Genomic DNA, 21,756 nt, shown 5'->3' with positions numbered 1-21,756 from the left:
CCGCTCTCGTCGTCTCGTCGGGCGGCCCTGCGTGCTCCCGCTCCGTGTCCCTGTGCTGGCTGCAATCCCCTGTCCATGGCTTCATTCAATGCAGTTTGCTTGTGTTTGGTCAAGTATGGTGTTGGTCAAGAATCGCCGGGTGGCCCGCGACGTCGGGGCAGGGGAGGGTGTGCGCATGCGCTGGGACCGGCTCTTCGACGACCTTGAGGCTCAGCTCGCGCTGGACGACGTGCGGGAGCTAGAGGCCGAGGTCGCCGACCGCACCCGGCGCGAGCGCGCGCTGCTCGACCTGCACACGCGGTTGCTCGCGAACGTCGGTGCGACGCACGTGGGGCTGCGGGTGCGCGACCGCGTGCTCACGGGTCGGCTCGTCGACGTGGGGCCGGACTGGGCACTCGTCGAGACCGCGCCGGGACGGCCGGTCCTCGTGGCTCTGCCTGCGGTCCGCGCGGTGTCGGGACTGGCGCCGGGGGCTCGGACGCCCTCCGTCGTGGCCCGGAGGTTCGGCCTGGGGGCGGCCCTACGGGCGGTGAGCCGCGACCGCGCCGTCGTGGAGGTCGTGGATGTGGACGGGCACGCATCGACGGGGACCATCGACGTCGTGGCGTCCGACCACCTCGAGATCGCCGAGCACGCGGCCGACGAGGCCCGACGAGCGGCCAACGTCACCGGGCGGACGCTCGTGCCCTTCTGGTCACTGGGCTCGGTCCGCCGGCTCTGAGAGCCGGGACCGGGGTGGCCTCACTCCTCGGCAGAGCCGCCGAACGGGTGCGCCTGCACGAACGACTTCGTCTCGGCGTACATCCGCTGGATGTAGCTCTCGAGCTCCGTGGCCTCGACGCGCCACTGGCCCCGGCCACCGATCTTGATGGCCGGCAGCTCCCCGGAGCGCACGAGGGCGTACGCCTGGGCGGAGGAGATGTTGAGGATCTCCGACACCTCGGCGAGCTGCAGGAACCGCTGGGCCACGTTGACTCCTCCTCTGGGCACCGTCTGGCGACGGCCTCGACCACACCCGTACCCCCCGCGGCGCGTCCGGACACGGCCGGTGCCACCCGACTCCGGCACGGGCTCGTGGGTCGAGGGCAGGGAACGGCTCCATCCTAGGGATCCGTGCCGTCGTCATCGTCCGTCGTCCCCAGCTGTGCACCTTGACGGGCGGTGTGCGCCCGGTTGATGCAAGATGTTGCCGCGTCCGTCCGGTGTCGTGCGACGGGCGTCCAGCCATCGCCGAGCGGACCACAGGGGGCCCACATGACCGAGCTGGCCAGTCCCAGCGCCAAGCGCCTGCAACGTCCGTCCTGGCGTGACAGCCGCCTCGTCGTCGGTGTGCTGCTCGTCGTCGTCGCCGCGACGCTGGGGGCCAAGGCCGTCGCCAGCGCCGACGACCGCGTCCCGGTGTGGGTCGCGGCGGGCAACCTCGTGGCCGGTGACGAGGTCGAGGAGGCCTCCTTCGTGCGCGCCGACGTGCGACTCGCCGACGGGATGAACGCCTACCTCGCCGCCGACGCCCCGGCGCCGACCGGCTCGTTCATGGTCCGTGACGTGCGCGCGGGCGAGCTGGTGCCCGTGTCCGCCGTCGGCGATGCCGATGCCGTCGCCGTGCAACGGGTCACGGTCCGCGCCGACGCGATGTCGACGACCGGCCTGGCACGGGGGAGCCGCGTCGACGTCTTCGTCACGCCCAAGGCCCCGACGACGAGGGACGCGGCCACCACCCCGACGAAGAAGGTCCTCGAGTCCGCCGCGGTGGCTGCGGTGATGACGAGCAGCGGTGGCTTCGGCGCGGGCTCGATGACGTCGGTGCAGATCTACGTGCCGGCCGACAAGGTCCAGCCGCTCGTCGAGGCCGTGGACGGCGAGGCGAAGCTGACCCTCGTCCCCTCCGTCGGGGCGGTCACCGGCGGCGGCGCATGACCGAGGTCCTGACCGCTCTCAGCCACCAGTGGGAGTCGTCGGTCGCGACGACCCTCGAGGGTCTGCGTGACGTGACCGTGACGCGGCGGTGTGCCGACGTGTCCGAGCTGCTGTCGGTGGCCGACGCGGGTCTGGGCGACACTGCCGTTGTCTCCTCCGACCTGCGCGGCCTCGACCTCGCGGTCGTGAATCGCCTGCGCGCCAACCGGATCCGCGTGATCGGGGTGCACCCCGCCGACGACGAGCCCGCCGAGCGCCGCCTGCGACAGCTGACGATCACGGTGACGCTTCCCGTCGACGCGGGGACCGACCGGTGGGAGGTGTCGCTGCAGGAGGGATGGGGCGCATCCGACGACCTCGAGGCGGCCCTGAGCGGCGATGCCGGCGTCGGCGCCGGCCAGCAGTCCGCGCCCGACCACCCTGAGGAATCGACCGACGGTGACGCGGGGTGGCGTCCTGCTGGCTCCGGTGGCATCGCCGCAGGCCGTGAGCACGTCGGCTCGCGCGATGCCGACGACCCGTCCGGCGACGACGCGGCCGCGGGGCGAGTGACAGGTTCGCGGCCCGTCCCCGAGCGTGCGTCGGTCATCGCGGTCTGGGGACCCACCGGCGCGCCCGGTCGCACGACCGTCGCGACGACCCTGGCTGCGGAGGTCGCCGGCCGTGGCGTCGAGGTGCTGCTCGTCGACGCCGACACCTACGGGGGCTGCGTGGCGCAGACCCTCGGGCTGCTCGACGAGGCGCCGGGCGTGGCGGCGGCGTGCCGTGCGGCCGACCAGGGCCTGCTCGACCTGTCCGCGCTCGCGCGCCTCGCCCCGGTGGTCGTCCCGGGACTCCGCGTGCTGACGGGCCTGCCCAAGGCCGAGCGGTGGCCCGAGGTGCGCGCCGCGGCGCTCGAGAGGGTCCTCGAGCTGAGCCGGTCGCTCGTGCAGGTCGTCGTCGTCGACTGCGGCTTCTGCCTCGAGGACGACGAGGAGCTCAGCTACGACACCGTGGCCCCGCGACGCAACGAGGCCACGCTGACCTCCTTGGCCGCCTCCGACCTCGTCGTCGCGGTGGGCGGCGCCGACCCGGTCGCGCTCCAGCGTTTCGTCCGGGGTCTCCAGGAGCTCGGCACGGTGCCGTCCGGCGAGCCGGTGCCCGTCGTCAACCGGGTGCGCAGCGGCGCGGTCGGGTCCCGTCCCCAGTCCCGCATCGCCGACTCGCTCCTGCGGTTCGCCGGGCTCGCGTCGGTGCGGTTCGTGCCCGACGACGCCACCGCCGTCGACGCGGCCCTGCTCGCTGGGCGCTCGGTCGTCGAGCACGCGCCGGACTCGCCCGTCCGTCGTGCGGTGGCCGACCTCGCGACCGGTCTGCTGCCGTGGACGGTGGCGCCGCCCGAGCCTCGCGAGCGGAGACGGCGTGGCCGCCGCCGTGATCATGGGCGCCGGTCGTCGAGTGCCGTCGGCGCCTGAGCGCACGGCGTCCGGTCAGGGCGCGAAGAGGATCGTCAGGCCACCGAGCGTGTAGAAGACCATGACCACCATGAGCGGGACCTGACCGATGACCGCGGCGCGACGGTCGAGGACGGTGATCGCCCGCTCGTGGGCGGCGAGGACGCCGAGCAGGTGCCCGACGACGATGCTCACGGCCTGGATCGTCGCGACGAGCGTCGGCTGGATGAGCAGGTCGTTCGGGGTGAGGTCGGCAGTCCCGAGCAGGTCGGCACCCGTTCCGAGCGGGTCGGTGAGCAGCCGCCACGCGAACTGCCCCTGGTAGACCCAGAGCGACCAGTAGTGCGCGATGACGTACCCGCCGGCGATGGGGATCAGCGACGGCGCGATGTCACTGACGAAGGAGAACGAGCGGGAGACGGGCTCACCGGCGAGCCTCACCGACACGACCGAGGCCAGCCAGAGCGTCACGGCCACGAAGCCGAAGAAGGCGAGGAGGGTGGCCGTCCGGAGCAGTGCCGACGGCAGGGGCGAGGACTGGACGAACGTCGCCCACGAGAGGTTGGCCGAGAAGCCATCGTATGCCGTCCCGCCGAGCATGACGGCGACCGTGGGCACGAGGCCCCGCTGGCCACGCAGGCCGTTGACGCCGTGCAGCGGGGTCCGCAGCACCCAGCGCCCGTCATGGCGCCGGCCGAGCGGTGAGAGCAGGCCGAGCAGCCGTGACCACGCCTCGAAGGGGTCGGCGTGGTCGAACCACGTGCGGCCGAAGACGGCCGCACCCAGCAGCGACACGGCGAAGAAGCCGGCGACGAGGACGCGGAGGAAGCCCAGCGACGTGTTGTCCTCGGCGACGAGCTCTACCCACGTGAAGGTCCCGAGCCCGAGGGCCGCGGGCCACAGGCCCCAGCGGTAGGACAGGGCCGCGAGGTCGGGCGAGACACGGGCAAGTCGGAGCAGGCCGGCGTGGAGCGCGCGGAGCGGGTTGATGACCCGCCAGACCGGGCCGAGGAGCATCGAGGAGAAGGCGAGGCCCACCCACAGCCACACGTAGACGACGTGGGGCACCGGGTTGCGGGCCGAGTCGGGGCCGAACACGAGCGCCGCCAGCGTCCACACCGTGACGATGCCGGCCAGGACGCGGGCCACGACGCGCAGCCAGCGCGAGTCCAGCACGGCGGCGACGGGCCCGGGCAACAGCACCCCGTCGGTGTCGCGCAGCCGCGGCTCGCGCCACAGCGTGCTGATGGCGACGAACGAGATGACGAGCGCCGCGACCGCCGCGATGACGAGGGCGGTGAACGGCAGGGGAAGGTCGCCGCGGCTACCGACGCCGTGGGCGGGGACGACAGCCGGGACGGAGCCCGGAGTGAGGGCTGATGGGAGGGCGGAAGCGAGGGCGGCCGGGAGGGACGCCACGGTCAGCGGACAGCGACCGTGAGCAGGGTCAGGGCCGGCTCGTGGGTCTCGACCTCGTAGAGGCCGGCCTCGGTGCCGGTGAGGCGCAGGGTCGTCGGGGTGCCGGCCTTGAGCGTCGCCTCGACGTCGAAGCCGTGGGCGTGCAGCTCGTCGTCGTGGTCGCTCGTCACGACGAGCTCGAGCGTCGAGCCGATCGGCAGGTCGACCTGCGCCGGGGCGGGCGTCACGGTCGTCCCGGTGACGGTCACCTCGAGGCGCTTGACGCTGCCCGTCGAGACGACGCCGGTGCTGCCGCCCGGTCCGGGATCGGGGGTGCCGGACGAGCAGGCGGCGGCACCGACGAGCGCGAGGACGCAGACGGCATACGGCAGGGCGCGAAACGTACGCATGGCCACGATCCTAAGCAAGGGCGTCTGGCAGAGTGTGAGCATGTCTGACCGCCTGACCTCGCTCGACGCGTCGTTCCTCTACCTCGAGGAGTCCACCACGTCGATGCACGTCGGGTCGGTCATGGTCTTCCAGCCTCCTCGCGACGGCTTCGACTACGACCAGCTCGTCCGCATCATCGAGAGCCGGATCGGGGCGATCCCGCGCTTCCGGCAGAAGGTGCGCGACGTCCCGGGCCGGATCGGCAACCCCGTCTGGGTCGACGACGAGGCCTTCGACATGGGCTACCACGTGCGTCGCGCCGGCCTGCCGCGTCCGGGCAGCGACCGGCAGCTGCAGGACTTCGTCGCCCGGGTCCAGCCGCGCAAGCTCGACCGCACCCGCCCGCTGTGGGAGGTCTACCTCGTCGAGGGCCTGCACGACGGTCGGTTCGCCATCGTCACGAAGACCCACCACGCGCTCATCGACGGCGTCAACGCCCTCGACATCGCGCACGTCATCGTCGACGCCGTCAAGGGTGAGGACCAGGACGACGTCGTGCCGCCGTGGGAGCCGAGCCGGTCGCCGTCGTCGGTCGAGCTCGTCACGGGTGCCGTCATCGACGCGGTGCGCCGCCCGACGCAGGTCGTCGACCTCGTCCGCGGCGGTCTCAACGACGCCCTCAACGTCGGCCTGCGTGCGGTCGAGTCTGCCGGCCAGGTGCTCTCGACGGTCGCGCGCACCGCCGCTCGTCCCGCGCCCGACTCGCCCCTCAACGCCGAGATCGGCTCGGCCCGCCGGTGGGTCATGATCGCGACCGACCTCGAGGACTACCGCCTCGTGCGCAAGCGGCTGGCCCGCGGCGCGTACGCCGAGGACGTGACGATCAACGACGTCGTGCTCGCGACGATCGCGGGCGGCTTCCGGGCGTGGCTGCTCGGGCGCGGCGAGGCCGTCAGCCCCCACACGTCGGTGCGCGCCATGGTGCCGGTCAGCATCTACGGCGACGACCCGGCGGGGATGTATGCCAACCAGGTCATGGCCTGCGTCGTCAACCTCCCGGTCGGCGAGCCCGGGGCCTCGATGCGCCTGCACCAGATCGCGTTCGCGATGCGCCAGCAGATGGAGGGTGGCCAGGCGGTCGGGGCGACGTCGCTCGCCAACCTCGCGGGGTTCGCGCCGCCGACCCTGCACGCCCTCGGTGCGCGTCTCGGCTCCGCGATGTCGCGCCGCCTCTACAACGTCATGATCACCAACGTGCCGGGCCCGCAGACGCCGCTCTACGCCGGAGACGCCGAGATGCTCTCGACCTACCCCGTGACGCCGCTCGCCAAGGGGCAGGCCCTCTCGATCGGCATCACGTCGTACAACGGCGGGGTCTACTTCGGCCTCAACGCCGACCGCGACGCCATGCCCGACGTCGACGTGCTCGGCCAGTCCATCGTCGAGTCGCTCGCCGAGCTGACGAGTGGGAGGGAGTCCTGATGCCGGTCGTGCGCGTCTACGTGCCGCTGGGGCGGGCGGGCCTCGAGGAGCTCGCCACCGCGGGCGCGCTCGCTGCCGGTCCGGGCACGCCCCGGACGGCGTATGCCGTCACGTCGGGTCTCGAGCAGGCCGCGCCGGGTCTCGACGTCGAGGACCTCGAGTACGCCGCCTTCAGCGATGCCGTCGAGGCTGCGGCCGGGCTGCGGTCGGTGCGCTCGGACCGTCGCGTCGTCGCATCCGCCGACGCGGACGCCACGTGGGTCTCACCGCGCGACGGTGCGCCCGTGTCGAAGGTCGTGCTCACGGCGCCGCTGCCCCTCTCGCGGGTCGCGTCGTTCCACGTCGACGACGAGGTGACCGGCGACGTCGACGAGGAGGCCGACGAGCTGCTGTGGTACGACGTCACCGAGCTCGACGACGTGCGTTCCTTCTTCGGCTGAGCCCCGACATGGCCGACGACGAGGTGGTCGCCCTCTACGACGAGGCCGGCCACGTGTCGGGATCGTCGCCACGGTCGGTCATGCGCGCGCGCAACCTGCGTCACGCGGCCTCGTCGATCGTCGTGCGCGACCCGCTCGGTCGCATCTACCTCCACCGTCGCACGACGACGAAGGACGTCTACCCGGGTCTGCTCGACGTCGCGGCCGGTGGGGTCGTCCTGGCGGGGGAGGATCCGGCTGTGGGCGCGGTACGCGAGGTCGACGAGGAGCTCGGTGTCGCCGGGGTCCCGCTCGAGCCCCTCGGCGTGGCGGACTACGCCGACGAGCACACGCGCTACCGGGCCTTCCGCTTCGTCGTGACGTGGGACGGCCCGATCCGGTGGCAGCCCGAGGAGGTGTCATGGGGCGAGTGGGTGACGGTCGAGGAGCTCGTGCGCCGGTTCGACGACGAGGTCGACAGCATCGTGCCGGACAGCGTGGCCGTGTGGTCGTCCCTCGTGCGCGGATGGCATGCCGACCGGGTCCCGCTCCGCCAGGGCTGGGACAGCGTGGCGACGCTCGTGGAACAGCGCTGGGTCGACCGCACCGCGCGCCGGCCCGACGTCGAGACGGCGCTGCTCGCCGAGGCGGTCCTGCTCCCGGCGATCGCGGACGGGCTTCCGGTGGAGGTGCCCCGCCCGGTCGTGCTCGACCGTGCGCCGCTGCGGCTGCGGCACGCCCTCGTGGTGGGCGAGGCCGTCGATCCGGCACGCCTGACCTCGGCGGACGGCGAGGTCTTCGCGGCCTTCCTCGAGGTGCTGCACGCCACCCCGCTTCCCCTCGCGGCCGATGCGGGGTGCCCGTCGGCAGCGGACGACCACGTCGAACGAACCGTCCGGGTGGAGCGGCTCGGGCACGTCGTGCTGCCCCTCCTGCCGCCCGAGCACCGCTCGACCGCGGAGGCGCTGCTCGAACGGGTGGCGACCGTCGGTGAGCAGGCCCTCTGCCACGGGGACCTCGTGAGCGAGCACGTCCTCGCGCGAGACGGGCGGCTGTCCGGGGTCATCGACTGGGGCGACGCCCGGGTCACCGACCCCGCTGTCGACCTCGCCTGGGCGCTCAACGCGACATCGATCGCCTTCGCCGACGCTGTGGCGTCCGGCGTGGACGACGACACGAGGGCCAGGGCCCGGGCCTGGTGGGCGCTCGCGCCGTGGTTCGACGCCCACCGCGACGTCGTGTACCCCGAGACGGTGGACGTTGACCCGTCCGGTGCGCTCGCACACGACCTCGAGGTCGTGGTCTCCCGTCTGCTCCGGTGGCGCGGCGCCTGACGGGCGTGGTGCCATGACTTCATCTCTTGTCACGACCGAACGATCGTGCTTTTATAGACGTCATGGGCAAAGGTGAGAGCACGAGGACCGCGATCCTCGACGAGGCCACCGAGCTCGCGTCGCTCGTCGGGCTCGGTGGGCTGACCATCGGCACGCTGGCCGCGGCGACGAAGCTGAGCAAGAGCGGGCTCTACGCCCACTTCGCCTCCAAGGAGGCGTTGCAGGTCGAGGTGCTCCAGCACGCCCGCGAGCGGTTCACCGACGTCGTCATGCGTCCGACCGTGGCCACACCCCGTGGCGAGCCGCGCGTGCGCGAGTTCTTCGACCGCTGGATCACCTGGCAGTCCACCGCCTTCGACGGCGGCTGCATCTTCGTCGACGCAGCAAGCGAGTTCGACGACCAGGAGGGCCCGGTCCGCGACGAGCTGGTGCGCGCCGAGCGCGACAAGCTCGAGTCCCTCACCCTCATCGTCGGCACCGCGATGAGCGAGGGGCACTTCCGCGACGACGTCGACGCCGAGCAGTTCGCCTACGAGCTCGAGGGCATCGTTCTCGCGCACCACCATGCGCGTCGGTTGATGCGCGACGGTCGTGCCGAGGAGCGTGCGCGCCGGGCCTTCGACCGCCTCGTCGACGACTGCCGGCCCGTCGCCCGCTCGGCCTGACCACCACGCATCCGGTCCTGCACGGACCACCCGTCCCGATCACCATCCAGAAGGAGCAGTCATGGCCCTCCAGTCGCCACAGAAAAGCACGAACGATCGGTCTATTAAGTCCGCCACCACTCACATGGCGTTCCGGATCTTCGAAGCGCTCGCACCTCGCGTGGGAGCGCGGGTCGCCGAACGGCTCTGGTTCCGACTGCCCCCGGCCCGACCCTCGATCGCCACGCCCTTGGGTGCGACGCCGATCCGGGAGCTGCTCGGCTCGGCCTTCGAGGTCGAGCTCCGCGGCCGCTCCGTGCGGGGCTGGGTCTGGGGTGAGGGACCGGTCATCTACCTCGTGCACGGCTGGGGCGGGTCCCTCGAGCAGCTGACCCCGCTCGTCGCGCCCCTGCTCGACCGGGGCCTGCAGGTCGTCGCCTTCGACGGGCTCGGTCACGGCCGCTCGGACCCGGGGGTCCACGGCTCCGGCTCCTCCGATGCGGTCGAGCTCGGTCGCTCCCTCGACGCCGTCGCCGCGCGCTTCGGGCCTGCGCGGGCCGTCGTCGCACACTCGATGGGCGCCCTGTCCGCACTGCTGGCGATCCGCGACGGCTGGGTGGCAGTGGAGCGGCTCGTCCTCATCGCCCCGCCGAGCGGCATACCCGACCTGCTCGTCCGCCTTCGGAGCGAGCTGGGGCTGGGCGCGCGGACGACGCGCCGGCTCGTCGAGCGGGTCCGCCTCCGCACCGGCTACGCGCCCGACGAGCTCGACCTCGTGACGATCGCGACCTCGCTCGAGCGGCCCGAGCGGCCCGACCTGCTCGTCGTCCACGACCTGCTCGACCGAGAGGTGTCGCACGCGCCCTCGGCGCGCCTCGTGCAGTCCTGGCCGGGGGCCGAGCTGCTCTCGACCGCCGGGCTCGGGCATCGTCGGGTGCTCGCGGACGCCGCGGTCGGGGGAGCCGTCGCCCGCTTCGTCGACCGCCTCCCGGTGGAGGCCAGCCTGCACGGCGACGACCGTCCCCAGCCGTGGCCGGACGCGGTCGCCGACGGCCGATCGGCAACCGGCCGGCAGGCCCGCGCCGGAGCGGCCTGACCGTCCCACGTGCTGGTCCGGGGGAGTCGCGCTTGCGTCATCCCTTGTTACCTTGCGCGGATGGACTTCACCGCTGACGAGTACGCCCGCCGCGATGCCGACCGCCTCCGCGAGATCCTCGCCGGACCACCCGTGACGTGGGTCTTCCTCGGCGACAGCATCACGCAGGGGGTCGTGCACACGCACGGCCGCCGCGGCTACGTCGAGCACTTCGCCGAGCGCGTCCGCGGTGAGCTCGGTCGTCGTGGGGACGCCGTCATCAACTCCGGCGTGTCGGGGGCCACGACCGAAGACCTCCTTCCCGAGTTCCACTGGCGGGCAGGACGATTCGCGCCCGACGTCGTCTTCGTGATGTTCGGGACCAACGACATCCTGGCGGGGGAGGACGGCGTGCGCGGCTTCCGCTACCGCCTCGACCAGATCGTCCAGCGCTCCCGCGACGTCGGAGCCACGGTCGTGCTCCAGACGCCCCCGCCGGTGCTCGAGGACGGCGGCCGCGGGCCCCGCCTCATCGCGCTCTACGCCGAGGCGGTGCGCGAGGTCGCACGCGACCTCGGGGTGCTCGTCGTCGACCATGCCGCCGCGTGGGAGGCGGCCGCGGCCGACGCGGGCCGGGAGGTGGCGCCCGACGGCTGGCTCGACGACACGTTCCACCCCGGCGCGCGAGGGCACCACCAGCTCACCCTCACCCTCCTGTCGGCCATCGACGTCGCCGACCCCACGAGCGAGGTCTGCTCGCTCGTCGTCGACGACGCCGTGGGCGCCACCGCCTGAGGGCGCCTGCCCACCCCGCCTCCGACCCCACTCCGACCCCGACCGCACCGCGCCTCCACCCCGAGGGTGGGCGGCGTCGGTCAGGGGCGGCTCAGGGTCGGGTCAGGGCGCTCCCCGGCAGCGCCACGGCCCCGAGTGGCGCGACGATGGGGTCATGACACAACCGATCCCGAACCCGTCCGGCCAGTCCCTGACCCCGACGAGCGACGAGCGCACGTGGGCCGTCCTCGGCCACCTCGCCGCCATCGTCGCCGCCGTCATCTCCGTCGGCTGGCTCAGCTTCGTCGGCCCGCTGCTCATCTGGGCCGTCTACAAGGACCGCAGCGCCTTCGTCCGCAAGGCCGCTGCCGACTCCTTCAACTTCAACCTCGCCGTCTGGGCGGCGATCATCGCCGGCTGGGTCATGCTCTTCACCGTGATCCTCATCCCGGTCGCCATCATCGTGTGGATCGTCGCCGTCGTGGCCGCGCTGTGGTTCCACATCAGGGCGGCGATGGCCGCGAGCCGCGGAGAGAGCTTCCGCTACCCGTGGAGCATCCCCGTCCTGCACTGAGCGCCCCGGCAGGGCTGACGGGCACCGTGGCCGGCATGGAACGATGGGGTGGCTCCGCCCACGAGGCGGGCCACCCCACTCGCCTGCACCGGGCGAGACCCCGTGCCAACCGCAGGAGAACTTGATGGACGCCGTGACCCACGTGCCCGCACCGGCCAACGAGCCGGTGCTCGACTACGCGCCGGGCTCGCCCGAGCGAGCCGCGCTCGAGGTCGCCCTCGCCGAGCTGGGGTCGACCCAGACCGAGCTGCCCCACACGATCAACGGCGAGCGGGTCACCGGCACCGGTCGCAAGATCGCCGTCCGCCAGCCGCACGCCCACCGCAAGGTCCTCGGCACGCTGCGCAACGCCACCGTCAAGGAGGGCCAGGCCGCCGTCGACGCCGCCAAGGCCGCCGCCCCGATGTGGCGCGAGCTGTCCTTCGACGACCGCGCCGCCATCCTGCTCAAGGCCGCCGAGCTGCTCTCCGGCCCCTGGCGCGCCCGCCTCAACGCGGCGACGATGCTCGGACAGAGCAAGACGGCCTACCAGGCCGAGATCGACGCCGCGTGCGAGCTCATCGACTTCTGGCGCATCAACGTCCACTTCGCCCGCCAGATCCTCGAGCAGCAGCCGCCGCTCAACGCCAAGGGCATCTGGAACCGCTCCGACTACCGCTCGCTCGAGGGCTTCGTCTACGCGGTCACGCCGTTCAACTTCACCGCGATCGCGGGCAACCTGCCGACCGCCCCGGCCCTCATGGGCAACACCGTCGTGTGGAAGCCGAGCCCGACCCAGCAGCTCGCGGCGCAGCTGACGATGGAGCTGCTCGAGGAGGCCGGCATGCCTCCGGGCGTCATCAACATGGTGACGGGCGACGGCATCAACGTCAGCAAGGCAGCCCTGCGCGACGAGGACCTCGCCGGCATCCACTTCACCGGCTCGACCCCGACGTTCAAGCACCTGTGGCACGAGGTCGGGACCAACCTCGACCGCTACCGCACCTACCCGCGCCTCGTCGGCGAGACCGGCGGCAAGGACTTCATCCTCGCCCACCCGAGTGCCGACCCGGCCGTCCTGCGCACCGCCATGATCCGGGGCGCCTTCGAGTTCCAGGGCCAGAAGTGCTCGGCCGCCTCGCGCGCCTACGTCCCCGCCTCGGTGTGGAAGCAGATCAAGGGCGACCTCGTCGACATCACCAACGGCCTGACCCAGGGCGACGTCACCGACCTGTCCAACTTCATGGGTGCCGTCATCGACGACCGCGCGTTCGCCAAGCACCAGGACGCGATCGACCGGGCTCACGCGACCACGGGCATCGACGTCGTGGCCGGCGGCACCTACGACGACTCCGTCGGCTACTTCGTGCGCCCGACGGTGCTCGAGATCAAGGACGCCGCCGACGAGTCCTTCCGCACCGAGTACTTCGGCCCGATCCTGTCGGTGCACGTCTACCCCGACGCGCAGTACGACACCGTGCTCGACCAGATGGAGCGCTTCGCGCCGTTCGGGCTCACCGGCTCGATCATCGCCCAGGACCGTCGCGTCATCGCCGACGCCACGAAGCGCCTGCGCTTCGCCGCCGGCAACTTCTACGTCAACGACAAGCCGACCGGCGCCGTCGTCGGCCAGCAGCCGTTCGGCGGGGGCCGCGCGTCGGGCACCAACGACAAGGCGGGCGCCGCGCAGAACCTGCTGCGCTGGACGAGCGTGCGTTCGATCAAGGAGACGTTCGTCCCGCCGACGAACCACACCTACCCGCACATGGGCTGACCCGCCCCCGAGCACGTATGCCGCTGGGCCCGTCTCCGTCAGGAGGCGGGCCCAGCGTCGTGCAGGGGTGTCAGGCGCGCTCGGACAGCCAGGCGTTGCCGGTTCGCTGCTCGCTGCGGATCGCGTCGATGACGGCAGGGGCGGCGGCCTTCTCGACCTTGCCCCCGAAGAGCGGGATCGAGGCCTTGAGGTCGCCGTCGATGCTGATCTGCGTGCCGCCACCGGCCGGGGCGAGCCGGACGCTCGACCGCATCGCGACGGGAGCCCCGGCCACCTCGACCGTGAGGGTGCCGGTGCGGGTGCCGTCACCGGCGGCCCCACCCCACTCGTAGGTCTCCGTCACCGAGAGGGTCGGTCCGACGATCGACTTCGCGAAGTCGGGGAGGTCGTCGGCGGGCAGGTCGCGCTTCGTCACAACGCGGGCGCCGTCACCCGCCGGGCTGACCGCGGCCTCGTGCCGTTGGGCGTGGGCCTCGACGCACTTGCGCTCCTGGAAGGCCACGTCGGTGACCATGGCGTAGACGGTCTCGGGCGGGGCGGCATACGTGATCGTCTCGGAGATCTTCATGGCCGACACGCTATTGCACCGTCCACCGCACCCCGAGGACGTATGCCGCGCGGCCGGGTCACGCGCCCGGCGCCGAGGTGACGCTCAGGCGCCCGACCGGGCGCGGTCGGACAGGGCCGCGAGTGTCGTGCCGGACGTCTCGAGCTCGCGGCGGAGCCGGGCCAGCTCGCGCGAACGGACCGCCGTCACGCGGTTGAGCAGCTCCTGGAGCCGATCGCGCTCGGCCAGGCGCTCGCCCGGCTCGACCCGGCTCGGGCCGGAGCGCTCGACGACGAGCCGGCCGTCGATGGTCAGGTCGCAGCGCGTCAGGGCCGGCTCGAGCCCGCGGACGCGGGCTGCCGACTCGACGGCGGTCGTGGTCCAGGACTGGAGGAGGCCGCCGACCCGGTCGAGCTCGGTGGCGGCGCGGGTCACGAGGTCGCGCTCGTGGCCCGTGGGGTCGGGCCCCCCGGTGCGCCCGACCCGCCGCGCGGCCGCGTCGAGGTCGACGACGAGGTCGGCGAGCTGGTGGGCCTGCGTGCGCAGGGCGCCGCCGAGCGCCGACGTCGAGCCGGGGTCGCCGGGAGAGAGGCTCATCGGGCGTCACCCGCCTGCGTGGCCGGACGGCTGTCTCGCGGCACCTGCTCGTCGACGCCGGCGGGTGCCCGCCCGGGGGCGGCGCCGAGGTCGAGCAGCCGCTCCTCGAGTGCCTCCGAGAGGGCCCGGAGGGTGTCGGCCGCCTGCTCGACCCAGGTGTCGAGCGCGCGCTGCGTCGGCAGGTCGCCGAGGTCGGGAAGGTGCGTCAGCAGGTCGTCGGAGAGCGTCCGCGTCGTCGACCGGCCGGCGGCGAGGGCTCGCAGCGTCGCAGGGTCCGCAGCGCCCGCCACCCGGCTCCCCTCGGTCATGGCACCACTCTAGGGACTGGGCGTCCGGGCGCCCCGGAGTTCTCCACCGCCTGTCCCGTCCATCACTCGTGTCACAGTCGCGGAGTGTCCGGCGGGGGTGGTTCGGGCGTGGACGCCGACGGGGATAGGCTCACATGGTGAGATGGGCGGCACAACGACGTGCCGCCGTACGGGCCACACGGTGAGGAATCCGACGACCGCATGTCAGCGTCACTCGAACAGACTCGAATCGACGTCATGAAGGCCGCTGCCGCGGCAGTGGCGCCTCCCCCTCGACGGGGTCGCGGCCGATCCGGCGGCACCGCGTCCCGCGAGCTCGAGGAGTTCCTCCTCGCCTACTACCGCCTCGTCGCGACCGAGGACCTGCTCGCGCGCCCGGCGCGCGAGCTCGCGACCATCGCCACCGAGCACCGCGCCTTCGCCCAGGATCGCCCGGTCGGCACGTTCAACGTGCGCGCCTTCAACCCGACCGCCGACGACGAGGGCTGGTCCACGGGCCACTCGGTGGTGCAGATCGTCGTCGACGACATGCCGTTCCTCGTCGACTCCGTCGTGGCCGCGCTCGGCGGCTTCGACCGCGGCGTACACCTCATCGTGCACCCGCAGATGACCGTCTCGCGCACCATCACCGGTGAGCTCAAGTCGGTCATCACCGACGGCTCGACGACCGTGCAGTCCAGCTCCCTCGGTCTCGTGCGCGAGTCGTGGATGCACCTCGAGATCGACCGCCTGCCGGCCGACGCCCTGCCCGACGTCGAGGCCCGGCTGCGGCACGTCCTCGAGAACGTCCGCGACTCCGTCGAGGACTGGCCCAAGATGCGCGCGCACGCGCTGACCATCGCGAGCGAGCTCCGCTCGGCGACGCCACCCGGCACCGACCCGCACCAGGCGCGCGAGACGAGCCGTTTCCTCGAGTGGCTCGCACACAACAACTTCACCTTCCTCGGCTACCGCGAGTACTCCCTCTCGCACGAGAACGGCAAGGACGTCTCGCGCCAGGTGCCCGGCACCGGTCTCGGGCTGCTCCGCTACGACCGGCCCTCTGCCGGAAAGGGACTCGTGCTCACGCCGGCTGCCAGCCGAGCCGCTCGCGACTCCACCATCCTCATCATCACCAAGGCCAACTCGCGCGCGACGGTCCACCGCGACGTCTACCTCGACTACATCTCGGTCAAGCGCTTCGACGCCCGCGGCGAGTGCGTCGGCGAGCAGCGCTTCCTCGGCCTCTACGCCTCGGCCGCCTACAACGACACGATCCACGACATCCCGCTCCTCGACGTACGGGCGCAGGAGGTGCTGCGCCTCACCGGGCTCAGCGCCGACAGCCACTCCGGCAAGGACATCCTCCAGATCCTCGAGACCTACCCGCGCGACGAGCTCTTCCAGACGAGCCCCGCACAGCTGGCCGAGATCGCGACGAGCGTCCTGCACCTGCAGGAGCGCCGCAAGACCAAGCTCTTCCTGCGTCGCGACGAGTTCGGCCGTTTCGTCTCGTGCCTCGTCTACCTCCCGCGCGACCGCTACAACACCACGGTCCGCCTGCGCATCGAGGCGATCCTGCTCGAGGCCTTCGGCGGCGAGAACATCGACAACACGACGCGGGTCAGCGAGTCGACGCTCGCGCGCCTCCACTTCGTCGTGCGCATGCCGGCGGGCACCGACATCCCCGACATCGACGAGGCGGAGCTCGAGAAGCGCGTCATCGACGCGACCCGCACCTGGGACGAGGACCTCTCCGAGGCGCTCGGCCAGGCCCGCGGTCTCGAGGGCGCGGCCCGCACGATGGCGGCGTACGCCAAGGCCCTGCCCGAGGCGTACAAGGAGGACTTCGACGTCGAGACGGCGGTCGAGGACCTCGACCGCATCGACGCGCTCGGAGACGGTGACCGCACGACCGGCCTGCACCTCTACGACGACCCCGCGTCGGACGACCCCCGCGAGCGGCGCTTCAAGCTCTACCGCCGCGCCGACCTGTCGCTGACGCAGGTGCTGCCGCTCTTCACGCACCTCGGCGTCGAGGTGACCGACGAGCGCCCCTACGAGGTGCCCGGACCCGACGGCCGCACGCTGCACATCTTCGACTTCGGCCTGTGCGCCGACGCCCGCACGTGGGGGTCCGGCGACGCAGCCCTCTCGGCGGACGTCCGCGAGCGCTTCGAGGAGGCCTTCCGGGCCGTCTGGGACGGCCGTGCCGAGTCCGACGGCTTCAACGCCCTCGTGCTCGCCGCGGGTCTCACCTGGCGGCAGGTCGTCATCCTGCGCACCGTGGCGAAGTACCTCCGCCAAACGGGCTCGACCTTCTCGCAGGACTACGTCGAGTCGGCGCTCGCCGCCAACACCGGCATCGCCCGCAGCCTCGTCGAGCTCTTCGAGGCGCGCTTCGACCCCGACGCCTTCCCCGAGACCGAGGCCGGCCACGACAAGCGGGCGTCGCGGCAGAAGCAGGTCGTCACGCGCATCAAGGAGGCACTCGACGACGTCGCGAGCCTCGACCACGACCGCATCGTGCGTGCCCTGCTCGGAGTCATCCAGGCGAGCCTGCGCACGAACTTCTACCAGCCCGACGAGAACGGACGCGACAAGTCGTACGTGTCGCTCAAGCTCAACCCGAAGAAGGTCCCCGACCTCCCGGCCCCGCGGCCGATGTTCGAGATCTGGGTCTACAGCCCCCGGGTCGAGGGCGTGCACCTGCGCTTCGGCAAGGTCGCCCGCGGCGGTCTGCGCTGGTCCGACCGCCGCGAGGACTTCCGCACCGAGGTCCTCGGGCTCGTCAAGGCGCAGATGGTCAAGAACGCCGTCATCGTGCCGACCGGCAGCAAGGGTGGCTTCTACGCCAAGCAGCTGCCCGACCCCGCGGTCGACCGCGCCGCGTGGATGGACGAGGGCATCGCGTCCTACAAGCTCTTCATCTCCGGGCTGCTCGACCTCACCGACAACCTCGTCTCGGGTGCCGCCGTGCCGCCGCGCCGTGTCGTGCGCCACGACGAGGACGACACCTACCTCGTCGTCGCCGCCGACAAGGGCACCGCGAAGTTCTCCGACATCGCGAACGGCATCTCCGCCGACTACGGCTTCTGGCTCGACGACGCCTTCGCGTCCGGCGGCTCCGCCGGCTATGACCACAAGGGCATGGGCATCACGGCGCGCGGCGCATGGGAGTCGGTCAAGCGCCACTTCCGCGAGCTCGGCGTCGACACCCAGACCCAGGAGTTCACCGTCGTCGGCGTCGGCGACATGAGCGGCGACGTCTTCGGCAACGGGATGCTCCTCTCTGAGCACATCCGCCTGCTCGCGGCCTTCGACCACCGGCACATCTTCGTCGACCCCGACCCGGACGCCGCGACCTCGTATGCCGAGCGCCGGCGGATGTTCGACCTGCCCGGGTCGTCGTGGGCCGACTACGACGAGAAGCTCATCAGCAAGGGAGGCGGCATCTTCCCGCGATCGGCCAAGTCGGTGCCGGTGAGCCAGCAGATGGTCGCGGCCCTGGGGCTGCGCTCGGGCACGAAGTCGATGACGCCCGCCGACCTCATGAAGGCGATCCTCCTCGCGCCGGTCGACCTGCTGTGGAACGGCGGCATCGGCACCTACGTCAAGGCGGCGGCCGAGACGAACTCCGAGATCGGCGACCGGGCCAACGACGCCATCCGCGTCAACGGCAGCGACCTGCGCTGCAAGGTCGTCGGCGAGGGCGGCAACCTCGGGGCAAGCCAGCTCGGCCGCATCGAGGCCGCGCTGGCGGGTGTCCGGATCAACACCGACGCCATCGACAACAGTGCCGGAGTCGACACCTCCGACCACGAGGTCAACATCAAGATCCTGCTCACCGAGCTGACCCGCTCCGGCGAGCTGACGACGAAGCGTCGCAACACGCTCCTCGCCTCGATGACCGACGAGGTCGCCGAGCAGGTGCTGCGCGACAACTACGAGCAGAACGTCCTGCTCGGCAACGCCCGCGCGCAGCAGCACGCGATGCTCGGCGTGCACGAGCGCCTCATCCAGTTCCTCGAGGCGAACGGCGACCTCGACCGCTCGCTCGAGTTCCTCCCGAGCGACGCCGAGATCGCGCGCCGCCAGAAGGACGGACTGGGCCTCGCGTCGCCGGAGTTCTCGGTGCTCGTCGCCTATGCGAAGCTCTACCTCAAGAACCAGCTCATCACGACGGCCCTGCCCGACGACCCGTGGTTCGAGTCGACGCTCGCCGAGTACTTCCCGAAGCCGTTGCGCGGCAAGTACGCCGACGAGATCGCCGCCCACCCGCTGCGCCGCGAGATCATCACCAACGCGGTGGCGAACTCGATGGTCAACCGCGGCGGCATCACCTTCGCCTACCGGGCGGGGGAGGAGACCGGCGCCACGCCCGAGCAGGTAGCGCGTGCCTACGTCGTCTGCCGCGAGGTGTTCGACCTCGCCGGGTTCGTCCGGGGCGTCGAGGCCACCGACAACGTCGTGAGCACGGGGGCGCAGACGGCGCTCTACCTCGAGTTCCGTCGCCTCATCGACCGCTCGGTGCGCTGGTTCCTCACCTCACGCCCGGCGACGCTCGACATCGCGGCCGAGGTGGCGCGCTTCCGCCCCGGCATCGAGGCCTTCTCCGGCCGCATCGCCGAGCTGCTCCAGGGCAGCGAACGCACCCGCCTGCAGCGACGGGCCCGCGAGCTCGAGGGCAAGGGCGTGCCGGAGGACCTCGCGCTCGCCGCGGCGTCCCTGCTCGACCTCTACTCGCTGCTCGACTGCATCGAGATCGCCGAGGACACCGGCGAGAAGCTCGACGACGTCGTCGGGGTCTACTTCCTGACCTCCGAGACGTTCTCGATCGACGCGATGCTGACGCGGGTCACGATGCTGCCGCGCGACGACCGCTGGGACGCCATGGCCCGCGGCGCGCTGCGCGACGACCTCTACGCGGTCCTCGAGAGCCTGACTCGGTCGGTGCTCGAGGTGAGCAACCCGCGTCACGACGGCGCGGGCCGCCTCGCCGAGTGGTCCGAGCTCAACGCCGACGCGCTCGGTCGGGCCCGGGCGGCCCTCGGCGGGATCGAGCGGATGAGCCACGCCGGCATCGCCGCGCTCTCGGTCGCCCTGCGCACCCTGCGCACCGTGACCAAGCCGGCGTCGTCCGGCCAGCCCGCGCCCATCCAGGCCGAGGCGCCGTCGGGTCCCGTCCCGACGAAGAAGGCGTCTGTCAGGAAGGCGCCCGCGAAGAAGGCGTCCGCCGCGAAGAAGGCGGCTCCGAAGAAGGCGGCCAGCGCGGCCCCGAAGACCGAGGCCAAGCAGCCCGCCACCAAGACGGCGGCCGTGAAGAAGGCCCCGGCCACGAAGACCGCGACCAAGCAGGCGGCCCGTGCCGCTGCGGCCCGAGTGGCCGCCGATTCCCGTAGCTGACCGACCACCTCGTCGAGTGAGCGCCTGACCACACACGAGTGAGCGCGCCGTCCCACCTGCCACGAGGCGGGAGGGACGGCGCGCTCACTCGAGTGGGACGGGGCGCTCACTCGAGTGGGGTGGGTGAGGCCACCGAACGCGTGGGCCCCGTGGCTCACTAGGCTCGGGACGTGGCAACCCTGAGCGAGCTCCTGCGCGGCCGGACGAACCTGCCCGACCACGACGTCGAGTGGCTGCAGCTGCTCGTCGGTGACTGGCAGCTCGTCGCCGACCTCTCGTTCGCCGATCTCGTGCTCTGGGTCCGGTCGACGAGCGAGCGGTGGGAGGCCGTGGCCCACGTGCGTCCCACCACGGGCCAGCTCGTCTTCGTCGACGACCAGGTGGGCCGCATCGCCGACCCCGGCCGCACCCGTGACCTGCTCGACGAGGCCGCGGCCGAGCAGCGCATCCTGCGCGTGCGCCAGGTCGTCGTCCCGCACGAGCACGGAGCCGACCAGTCGGTGCGCGAGGAGTACATCCCCGTCGTCCGTGGTGGCCACGTCGTCGCCGTCCTGACCCGCCACACGAACCTCTGGACGACGCGCACCCCGAGCCGCCTCGAGCTGACCTACCTCGCCACGGCCGACGCCCTGTGCCGGATGGTCACCGGGGGAGAGTTCCCGCACAGCGGCGCCCCGACGGGCCTGCGACGCGGCGCACCCCGGGTCGGTGACGGCGTCATCCGACTCGACGTCGACGGCATCGTCACCTACGCGAGCCCGAATGCCGTCTCCGCCCTGCACCGGCTCGGGCACCTCGGCGAGGTGGTCGGGGCGAGCCTCGCCCAGATCGTCACCGACAACGTCCGCGAGTCCTACCCCGTCGACGAGGGGCTGCCGCTCGTCGTCACGGGGCGTCAGCCCTGGCGCACCGAGGTCGTCGCAGGCGGCACGACCGTCTCGATGCGGGCGATCCCGCTCACCGAGGCCGGGCAGCGGTTCGGTGCCATCGTGCTCATGCGCGACGTCGGCGAGCTGCGCCGCCGCGAGCGCGAGCTCATGACCAAGGACGCGACGATCCGCGAGATCCACCACCGCGTCAAGAACAACCTCCAGTCCGTGGCCGCGCTGCTCCGCCTCCAGTCGCGCCGGCTCCCCGACGGCGAGGCCAAGATCGCGCTCGCCGAGGCCGAGCGCCGGGTCGGCACCATCGCCATGGTGCACGACCAGCTGAGCCAGGGCTTCGACGAGACGGTCGAGTTCGACACCATCGCCCAGCGCGGGCTCAACGCCGTCGTCGAGGTCTCGGCGAACGGTGCGCCGGTCCACACCATCACGGAGGGCTCCTTCGGGCGCCTGCGCGCCGAGGACGCGACGTCGCTCGCGATGATCATGAGCGAGCTCGTCCAGAACGCCATCGAGCACGGCCTCGGCGACGCCGGGGGAGAGGTGCGCATCTTCATCGACCGTCAGGCCGACGAGCGTGGCCAGCAGATGGTCGTCGTCTCGGTCGAGGACGACGGCAAGGGCATCGACCCGGCCCGCCGGCCCGGCTCGGGTCTCGGGACCCAGATCGTCCAGTCGCTCGTCAGCGACCTCCAGGGCCGCATCTCATGGGAGGCCGTCGTGCCGCACGGCACCCGGGCCCGGTTCACCGCGACCCTGCGCCCCATCACCTGAGGGGCACGGGCGCCCCGGTCGGCACCGGACCGCATACGCGGGCAGCCAAAAGCCCGGCGACCGGGGAG

19 protein-coding genes are annotated in these 21,756 nt (G+C 72.2%); 13 read left to right on the top strand and 6 right to left on the bottom strand.

Features of this window, described 5'->3' with window-relative positions:
* Nucleotides 1-175 precede the first annotated feature (175 nt).
* Nucleotides 176-721, top strand: coding sequence for a hypothetical protein (locus AC1DW8_RS09895; protein ID WP_056825617.1), 546 nt, complete (start codon nucleotides 176-178; stop codon nucleotides 719-721).
* Nucleotides 722-741: 20 nt separating this feature from the next.
* Here the strand turns inward: AC1DW8_RS09895 and AC1DW8_RS09890 are convergent, their stop codons facing one another.
* On the bottom strand, nucleotides 742-969 hold the full coding sequence (locus tag AC1DW8_RS09890; RefSeq protein WP_478093656.1) for a helix-turn-helix domain-containing protein: 228 nt from the start codon (nucleotides 967-969) through the stop codon (nucleotides 742-744).
* 285 nt (nucleotides 970-1,254) lie between these two features.
* Here AC1DW8_RS09890 and AC1DW8_RS09885 point away from each other — a divergent pair, with 285 nt between their 5' ends.
* Both AC1DW8_RS09885 and AC1DW8_RS09880 read left to right on the top strand, forming a co-directional pair.
* A complete protein-coding gene (locus AC1DW8_RS09885) occupies nucleotides 1,255-1,917 on the top strand; it encodes a CpaB family protein (protein WP_478093654.1) in 663 nt (220 codons plus the stop codon).
* Nucleotides 1,914-3,371, top strand: coding sequence for a CpaE/TadZ family protein (locus AC1DW8_RS09880; protein ID WP_478093652.1), 1,458 nt, complete (start codon nucleotides 1,914-1,916; stop codon nucleotides 3,369-3,371). Before AC1DW8_RS09885 ends, AC1DW8_RS09880 begins: the two co-directional genes overlap by 4 nt.
* 15 nt (nucleotides 3,372-3,386) lie before the next feature.
* Here AC1DW8_RS09880 and AC1DW8_RS09875 read toward each other — a convergent pair whose 3' ends face one another.
* Both AC1DW8_RS09875 and AC1DW8_RS09870 read right to left on the bottom strand, forming a co-directional pair.
* Nucleotides 3,387-4,769: a hypothetical protein gene (locus tag AC1DW8_RS09875; protein WP_478093650.1), complete on the bottom strand. Its 1,383-nt coding sequence runs from the start codon at nucleotides 4,767-4,769 to the stop codon at nucleotides 3,387-3,389.
* A gap of 2 nt (nucleotides 4,770-4,771) precedes the next feature.
* Nucleotides 4,772-5,158 (bottom strand): hypothetical protein, encoded by a 387-nt coding sequence (locus tag AC1DW8_RS09870; RefSeq protein WP_056772524.1) that lies wholly within the window; start codon nucleotides 5,156-5,158, stop codon nucleotides 4,772-4,774.
* Nucleotides 5,159-5,198: 40 nt separating this feature from the next.
* On the opposite strand from AC1DW8_RS09870, the gene AC1DW8_RS09865 reads away from it, so the two are divergent.
* The 8 genes from AC1DW8_RS09865 (at nucleotide 5,199) to pruA (ending at nucleotide 13,193) form a co-directional block, all read left to right on the top strand.
* Nucleotides 5,199-6,620, top strand: coding sequence for a WS/DGAT/MGAT family O-acyltransferase (locus AC1DW8_RS09865; protein ID WP_056772522.1), 1,422 nt, complete (start codon nucleotides 5,199-5,201; stop codon nucleotides 6,618-6,620).
* Nucleotides 6,620-7,060 carry a DUF6912 family protein gene (locus AC1DW8_RS09860; RefSeq protein ID WP_056770585.1) on the top strand — a complete coding sequence of 147 codons (441 nt, stop codon included), beginning with the start codon at nucleotides 6,620-6,622 and terminating at the stop codon, nucleotides 7,058-7,060. Before AC1DW8_RS09865 ends, AC1DW8_RS09860 begins: the two co-directional genes overlap by 1 nt.
* An 8-nt stretch (nucleotides 7,061-7,068) precedes the next feature.
* A complete protein-coding gene (locus tag AC1DW8_RS09855) occupies nucleotides 7,069-8,373 on the top strand; it encodes a phosphotransferase (protein WP_478093647.1) in 1,305 nt (434 codons plus the stop codon).
* A gap of 62 nt (nucleotides 8,374-8,435) precedes the next feature.
* Nucleotides 8,436-9,038 carry a TetR/AcrR family transcriptional regulator gene (locus tag AC1DW8_RS09850; protein ID WP_056770581.1) on the top strand — a complete coding sequence of 201 codons (603 nt, stop codon included), beginning with the start codon at nucleotides 8,436-8,438 and terminating at the stop codon, nucleotides 9,036-9,038.
* 124 nt (nucleotides 9,039-9,162) lie between these two features.
* Nucleotides 9,163-10,113, top strand: a complete 951-nt coding sequence (locus AC1DW8_RS09845; RefSeq protein ID WP_056824258.1) for an alpha/beta hydrolase — start codon at nucleotides 9,163-9,165, stop codon at nucleotides 10,111-10,113.
* Nucleotides 10,114-10,173: 60 nt separating this feature from the next.
* Nucleotides 10,174-10,887, top strand: coding sequence for an SGNH/GDSL hydrolase family protein (locus AC1DW8_RS09840; protein ID WP_056770576.1), 714 nt, complete (start codon nucleotides 10,174-10,176; stop codon nucleotides 10,885-10,887).
* 154 nt (nucleotides 10,888-11,041) lie between these two features.
* The gene (locus tag AC1DW8_RS09835) at nucleotides 11,042-11,440 is read left to right on the top strand and encodes a DUF4870 domain-containing protein (RefSeq protein WP_056770575.1); all 399 of its coding nucleotides are present in this window, start codon (nucleotides 11,042-11,044) and stop codon (nucleotides 11,438-11,440) included.
* A gap of 124 nt (nucleotides 11,441-11,564) precedes the next feature.
* On the top strand, nucleotides 11,565-13,193 hold the full coding sequence (gene pruA / locus AC1DW8_RS09830) for an L-glutamate gamma-semialdehyde dehydrogenase (RefSeq protein ID WP_056770572.1): 1,629 nt from the start codon (nucleotides 11,565-11,567) through the stop codon (nucleotides 13,191-13,193).
* A 70-nt stretch (nucleotides 13,194-13,263) separates the two neighbouring features.
* On the opposite strand, the gene AC1DW8_RS09825 is transcribed toward pruA, so the two are convergent.
* The 3 genes from AC1DW8_RS09825 to AC1DW8_RS09815 all read right to left on the bottom strand — a co-directional run bounded on the left by AC1DW8_RS09825 (nucleotide 13,264) and on the right by AC1DW8_RS09815 (nucleotide 14,645).
* Complete coding sequence (locus AC1DW8_RS09825) at nucleotides 13,264-13,761, bottom strand: DUF2505 domain-containing protein (protein ID WP_056770568.1); 498 nt, start codon at nucleotides 13,759-13,761, stop codon at nucleotides 13,264-13,266.
* A gap of 84 nt (nucleotides 13,762-13,845) precedes the next feature.
* Complete coding sequence (locus AC1DW8_RS09820) at nucleotides 13,846-14,337, bottom strand: hypothetical protein (protein ID WP_056770565.1); 492 nt, start codon at nucleotides 14,335-14,337, stop codon at nucleotides 13,846-13,848.
* Nucleotides 14,334-14,645 carry a hypothetical protein gene (locus AC1DW8_RS09815; protein WP_056770564.1) on the bottom strand — a complete coding sequence of 104 codons (312 nt, stop codon included), beginning with the start codon at nucleotides 14,643-14,645 and terminating at the stop codon, nucleotides 14,334-14,336. Before AC1DW8_RS09815 ends, AC1DW8_RS09820 begins: the two co-directional genes overlap by 4 nt.
* Before the next feature lie 237 nt (nucleotides 14,646-14,882).
* On the opposite strand from AC1DW8_RS09815, the gene AC1DW8_RS09810 reads away from it, so the two are divergent.
* Complete coding sequence (locus AC1DW8_RS09810) at nucleotides 14,883-20,030, top strand: NAD-glutamate dehydrogenase (protein ID WP_478093640.1); 5,148 nt, start codon at nucleotides 14,883-14,885, stop codon at nucleotides 20,028-20,030.
* A 170-nt stretch (nucleotides 20,031-20,200) separates the two neighbouring features.
* A complete protein-coding gene (locus AC1DW8_RS09805; RefSeq protein ID WP_478093638.1) occupies nucleotides 20,201-21,688 on the top strand; it encodes a sensor histidine kinase in 1,488 nt (495 codons plus the stop codon).
* The last annotated feature ends 68 nt before the right edge of the window (nucleotides 21,689-21,756 follow it).

It is taken from the genome of Terrabacter sp. P2_E3, from assembly GCF_056403915.1.
This window is presented reverse-complemented; position numbering and strand designations above follow the sequence as displayed.

What these genes read in the sequence shown, in the direction of transcription:
- AC1DW8_RS09820 (WP_056770565.1), bottom strand. Translation starts at nt 14,337, where the DNA reads ATGAGCCTCTCTCCCGGCGACCCCGGCTCGACGTCGGCGCTCGGCGGC.
- AC1DW8_RS09840 (WP_056770576.1), top strand. Translation starts at nt 10,174, where the DNA reads ATGGACTTCACCGCTGACGAGTACGCCCGCCGCGATGCCGACCGCCTC.
- AC1DW8_RS09860 (WP_056770585.1), top strand. Translation starts at nt 6,620, where the DNA reads ATGCCGGTCGTGCGCGTCTACGTGCCGCTGGGGCGGGCGGGCCTCGAG.
- AC1DW8_RS09865 (WP_056772522.1), top strand. Translation starts at nt 5,199, where the DNA reads ATGTCTGACCGCCTGACCTCGCTCGACGCGTCGTTCCTCTACCTCGAG.
- AC1DW8_RS09895 (WP_056825617.1), top strand. Translation starts at nt 176, where the DNA reads ATGCGCTGGGACCGGCTCTTCGACGACCTTGAGGCTCAGCTCGCGCTG.
- AC1DW8_RS09880 (WP_478093652.1), top strand. Translation starts at nt 1,914, where the DNA reads ATGACCGAGGTCCTGACCGCTCTCAGCCACCAGTGGGAGTCGTCGGTC.
- AC1DW8_RS09855 (WP_478093647.1), top strand. Translation starts at nt 7,069, where the DNA reads ATGGCCGACGACGAGGTGGTCGCCCTCTACGACGAGGCCGGCCACGTG.
- AC1DW8_RS09870 (WP_056772524.1), bottom strand. Translation starts at nt 5,158, where the DNA reads ATGCGTACGTTTCGCGCCCTGCCGTATGCCGTCTGCGTCCTCGCGCTC.
- AC1DW8_RS09835 (WP_056770575.1), top strand. Translation starts at nt 11,042, where the DNA reads ATGACACAACCGATCCCGAACCCGTCCGGCCAGTCCCTGACCCCGACG.
- AC1DW8_RS09885 (WP_478093654.1), top strand. Translation starts at nt 1,255, where the DNA reads ATGACCGAGCTGGCCAGTCCCAGCGCCAAGCGCCTGCAACGTCCGTCC.
- AC1DW8_RS09810 (WP_478093640.1), top strand. Translation starts at nt 14,883, where the DNA reads ATGAAGGCCGCTGCCGCGGCAGTGGCGCCTCCCCCTCGACGGGGTCGC.
- AC1DW8_RS09815 (WP_056770564.1), bottom strand. Translation starts at nt 14,645, where the DNA reads ATGACCGAGGGGAGCCGGGTGGCGGGCGCTGCGGACCCTGCGACGCTG.
- AC1DW8_RS09845 (WP_056824258.1), top strand. Translation starts at nt 9,163, where the DNA reads ATGGCGTTCCGGATCTTCGAAGCGCTCGCACCTCGCGTGGGAGCGCGG.
- AC1DW8_RS09825 (WP_056770568.1), bottom strand. Translation starts at nt 13,761, where the DNA reads ATGAAGATCTCCGAGACGATCACGTATGCCGCCCCGCCCGAGACCGTC.
- AC1DW8_RS09850 (WP_056770581.1), top strand. Translation starts at nt 8,436, where the DNA reads ATGGGCAAAGGTGAGAGCACGAGGACCGCGATCCTCGACGAGGCCACC.
- pruA (WP_056770572.1), top strand. Translation starts at nt 11,565, where the DNA reads ATGGACGCCGTGACCCACGTGCCCGCACCGGCCAACGAGCCGGTGCTC.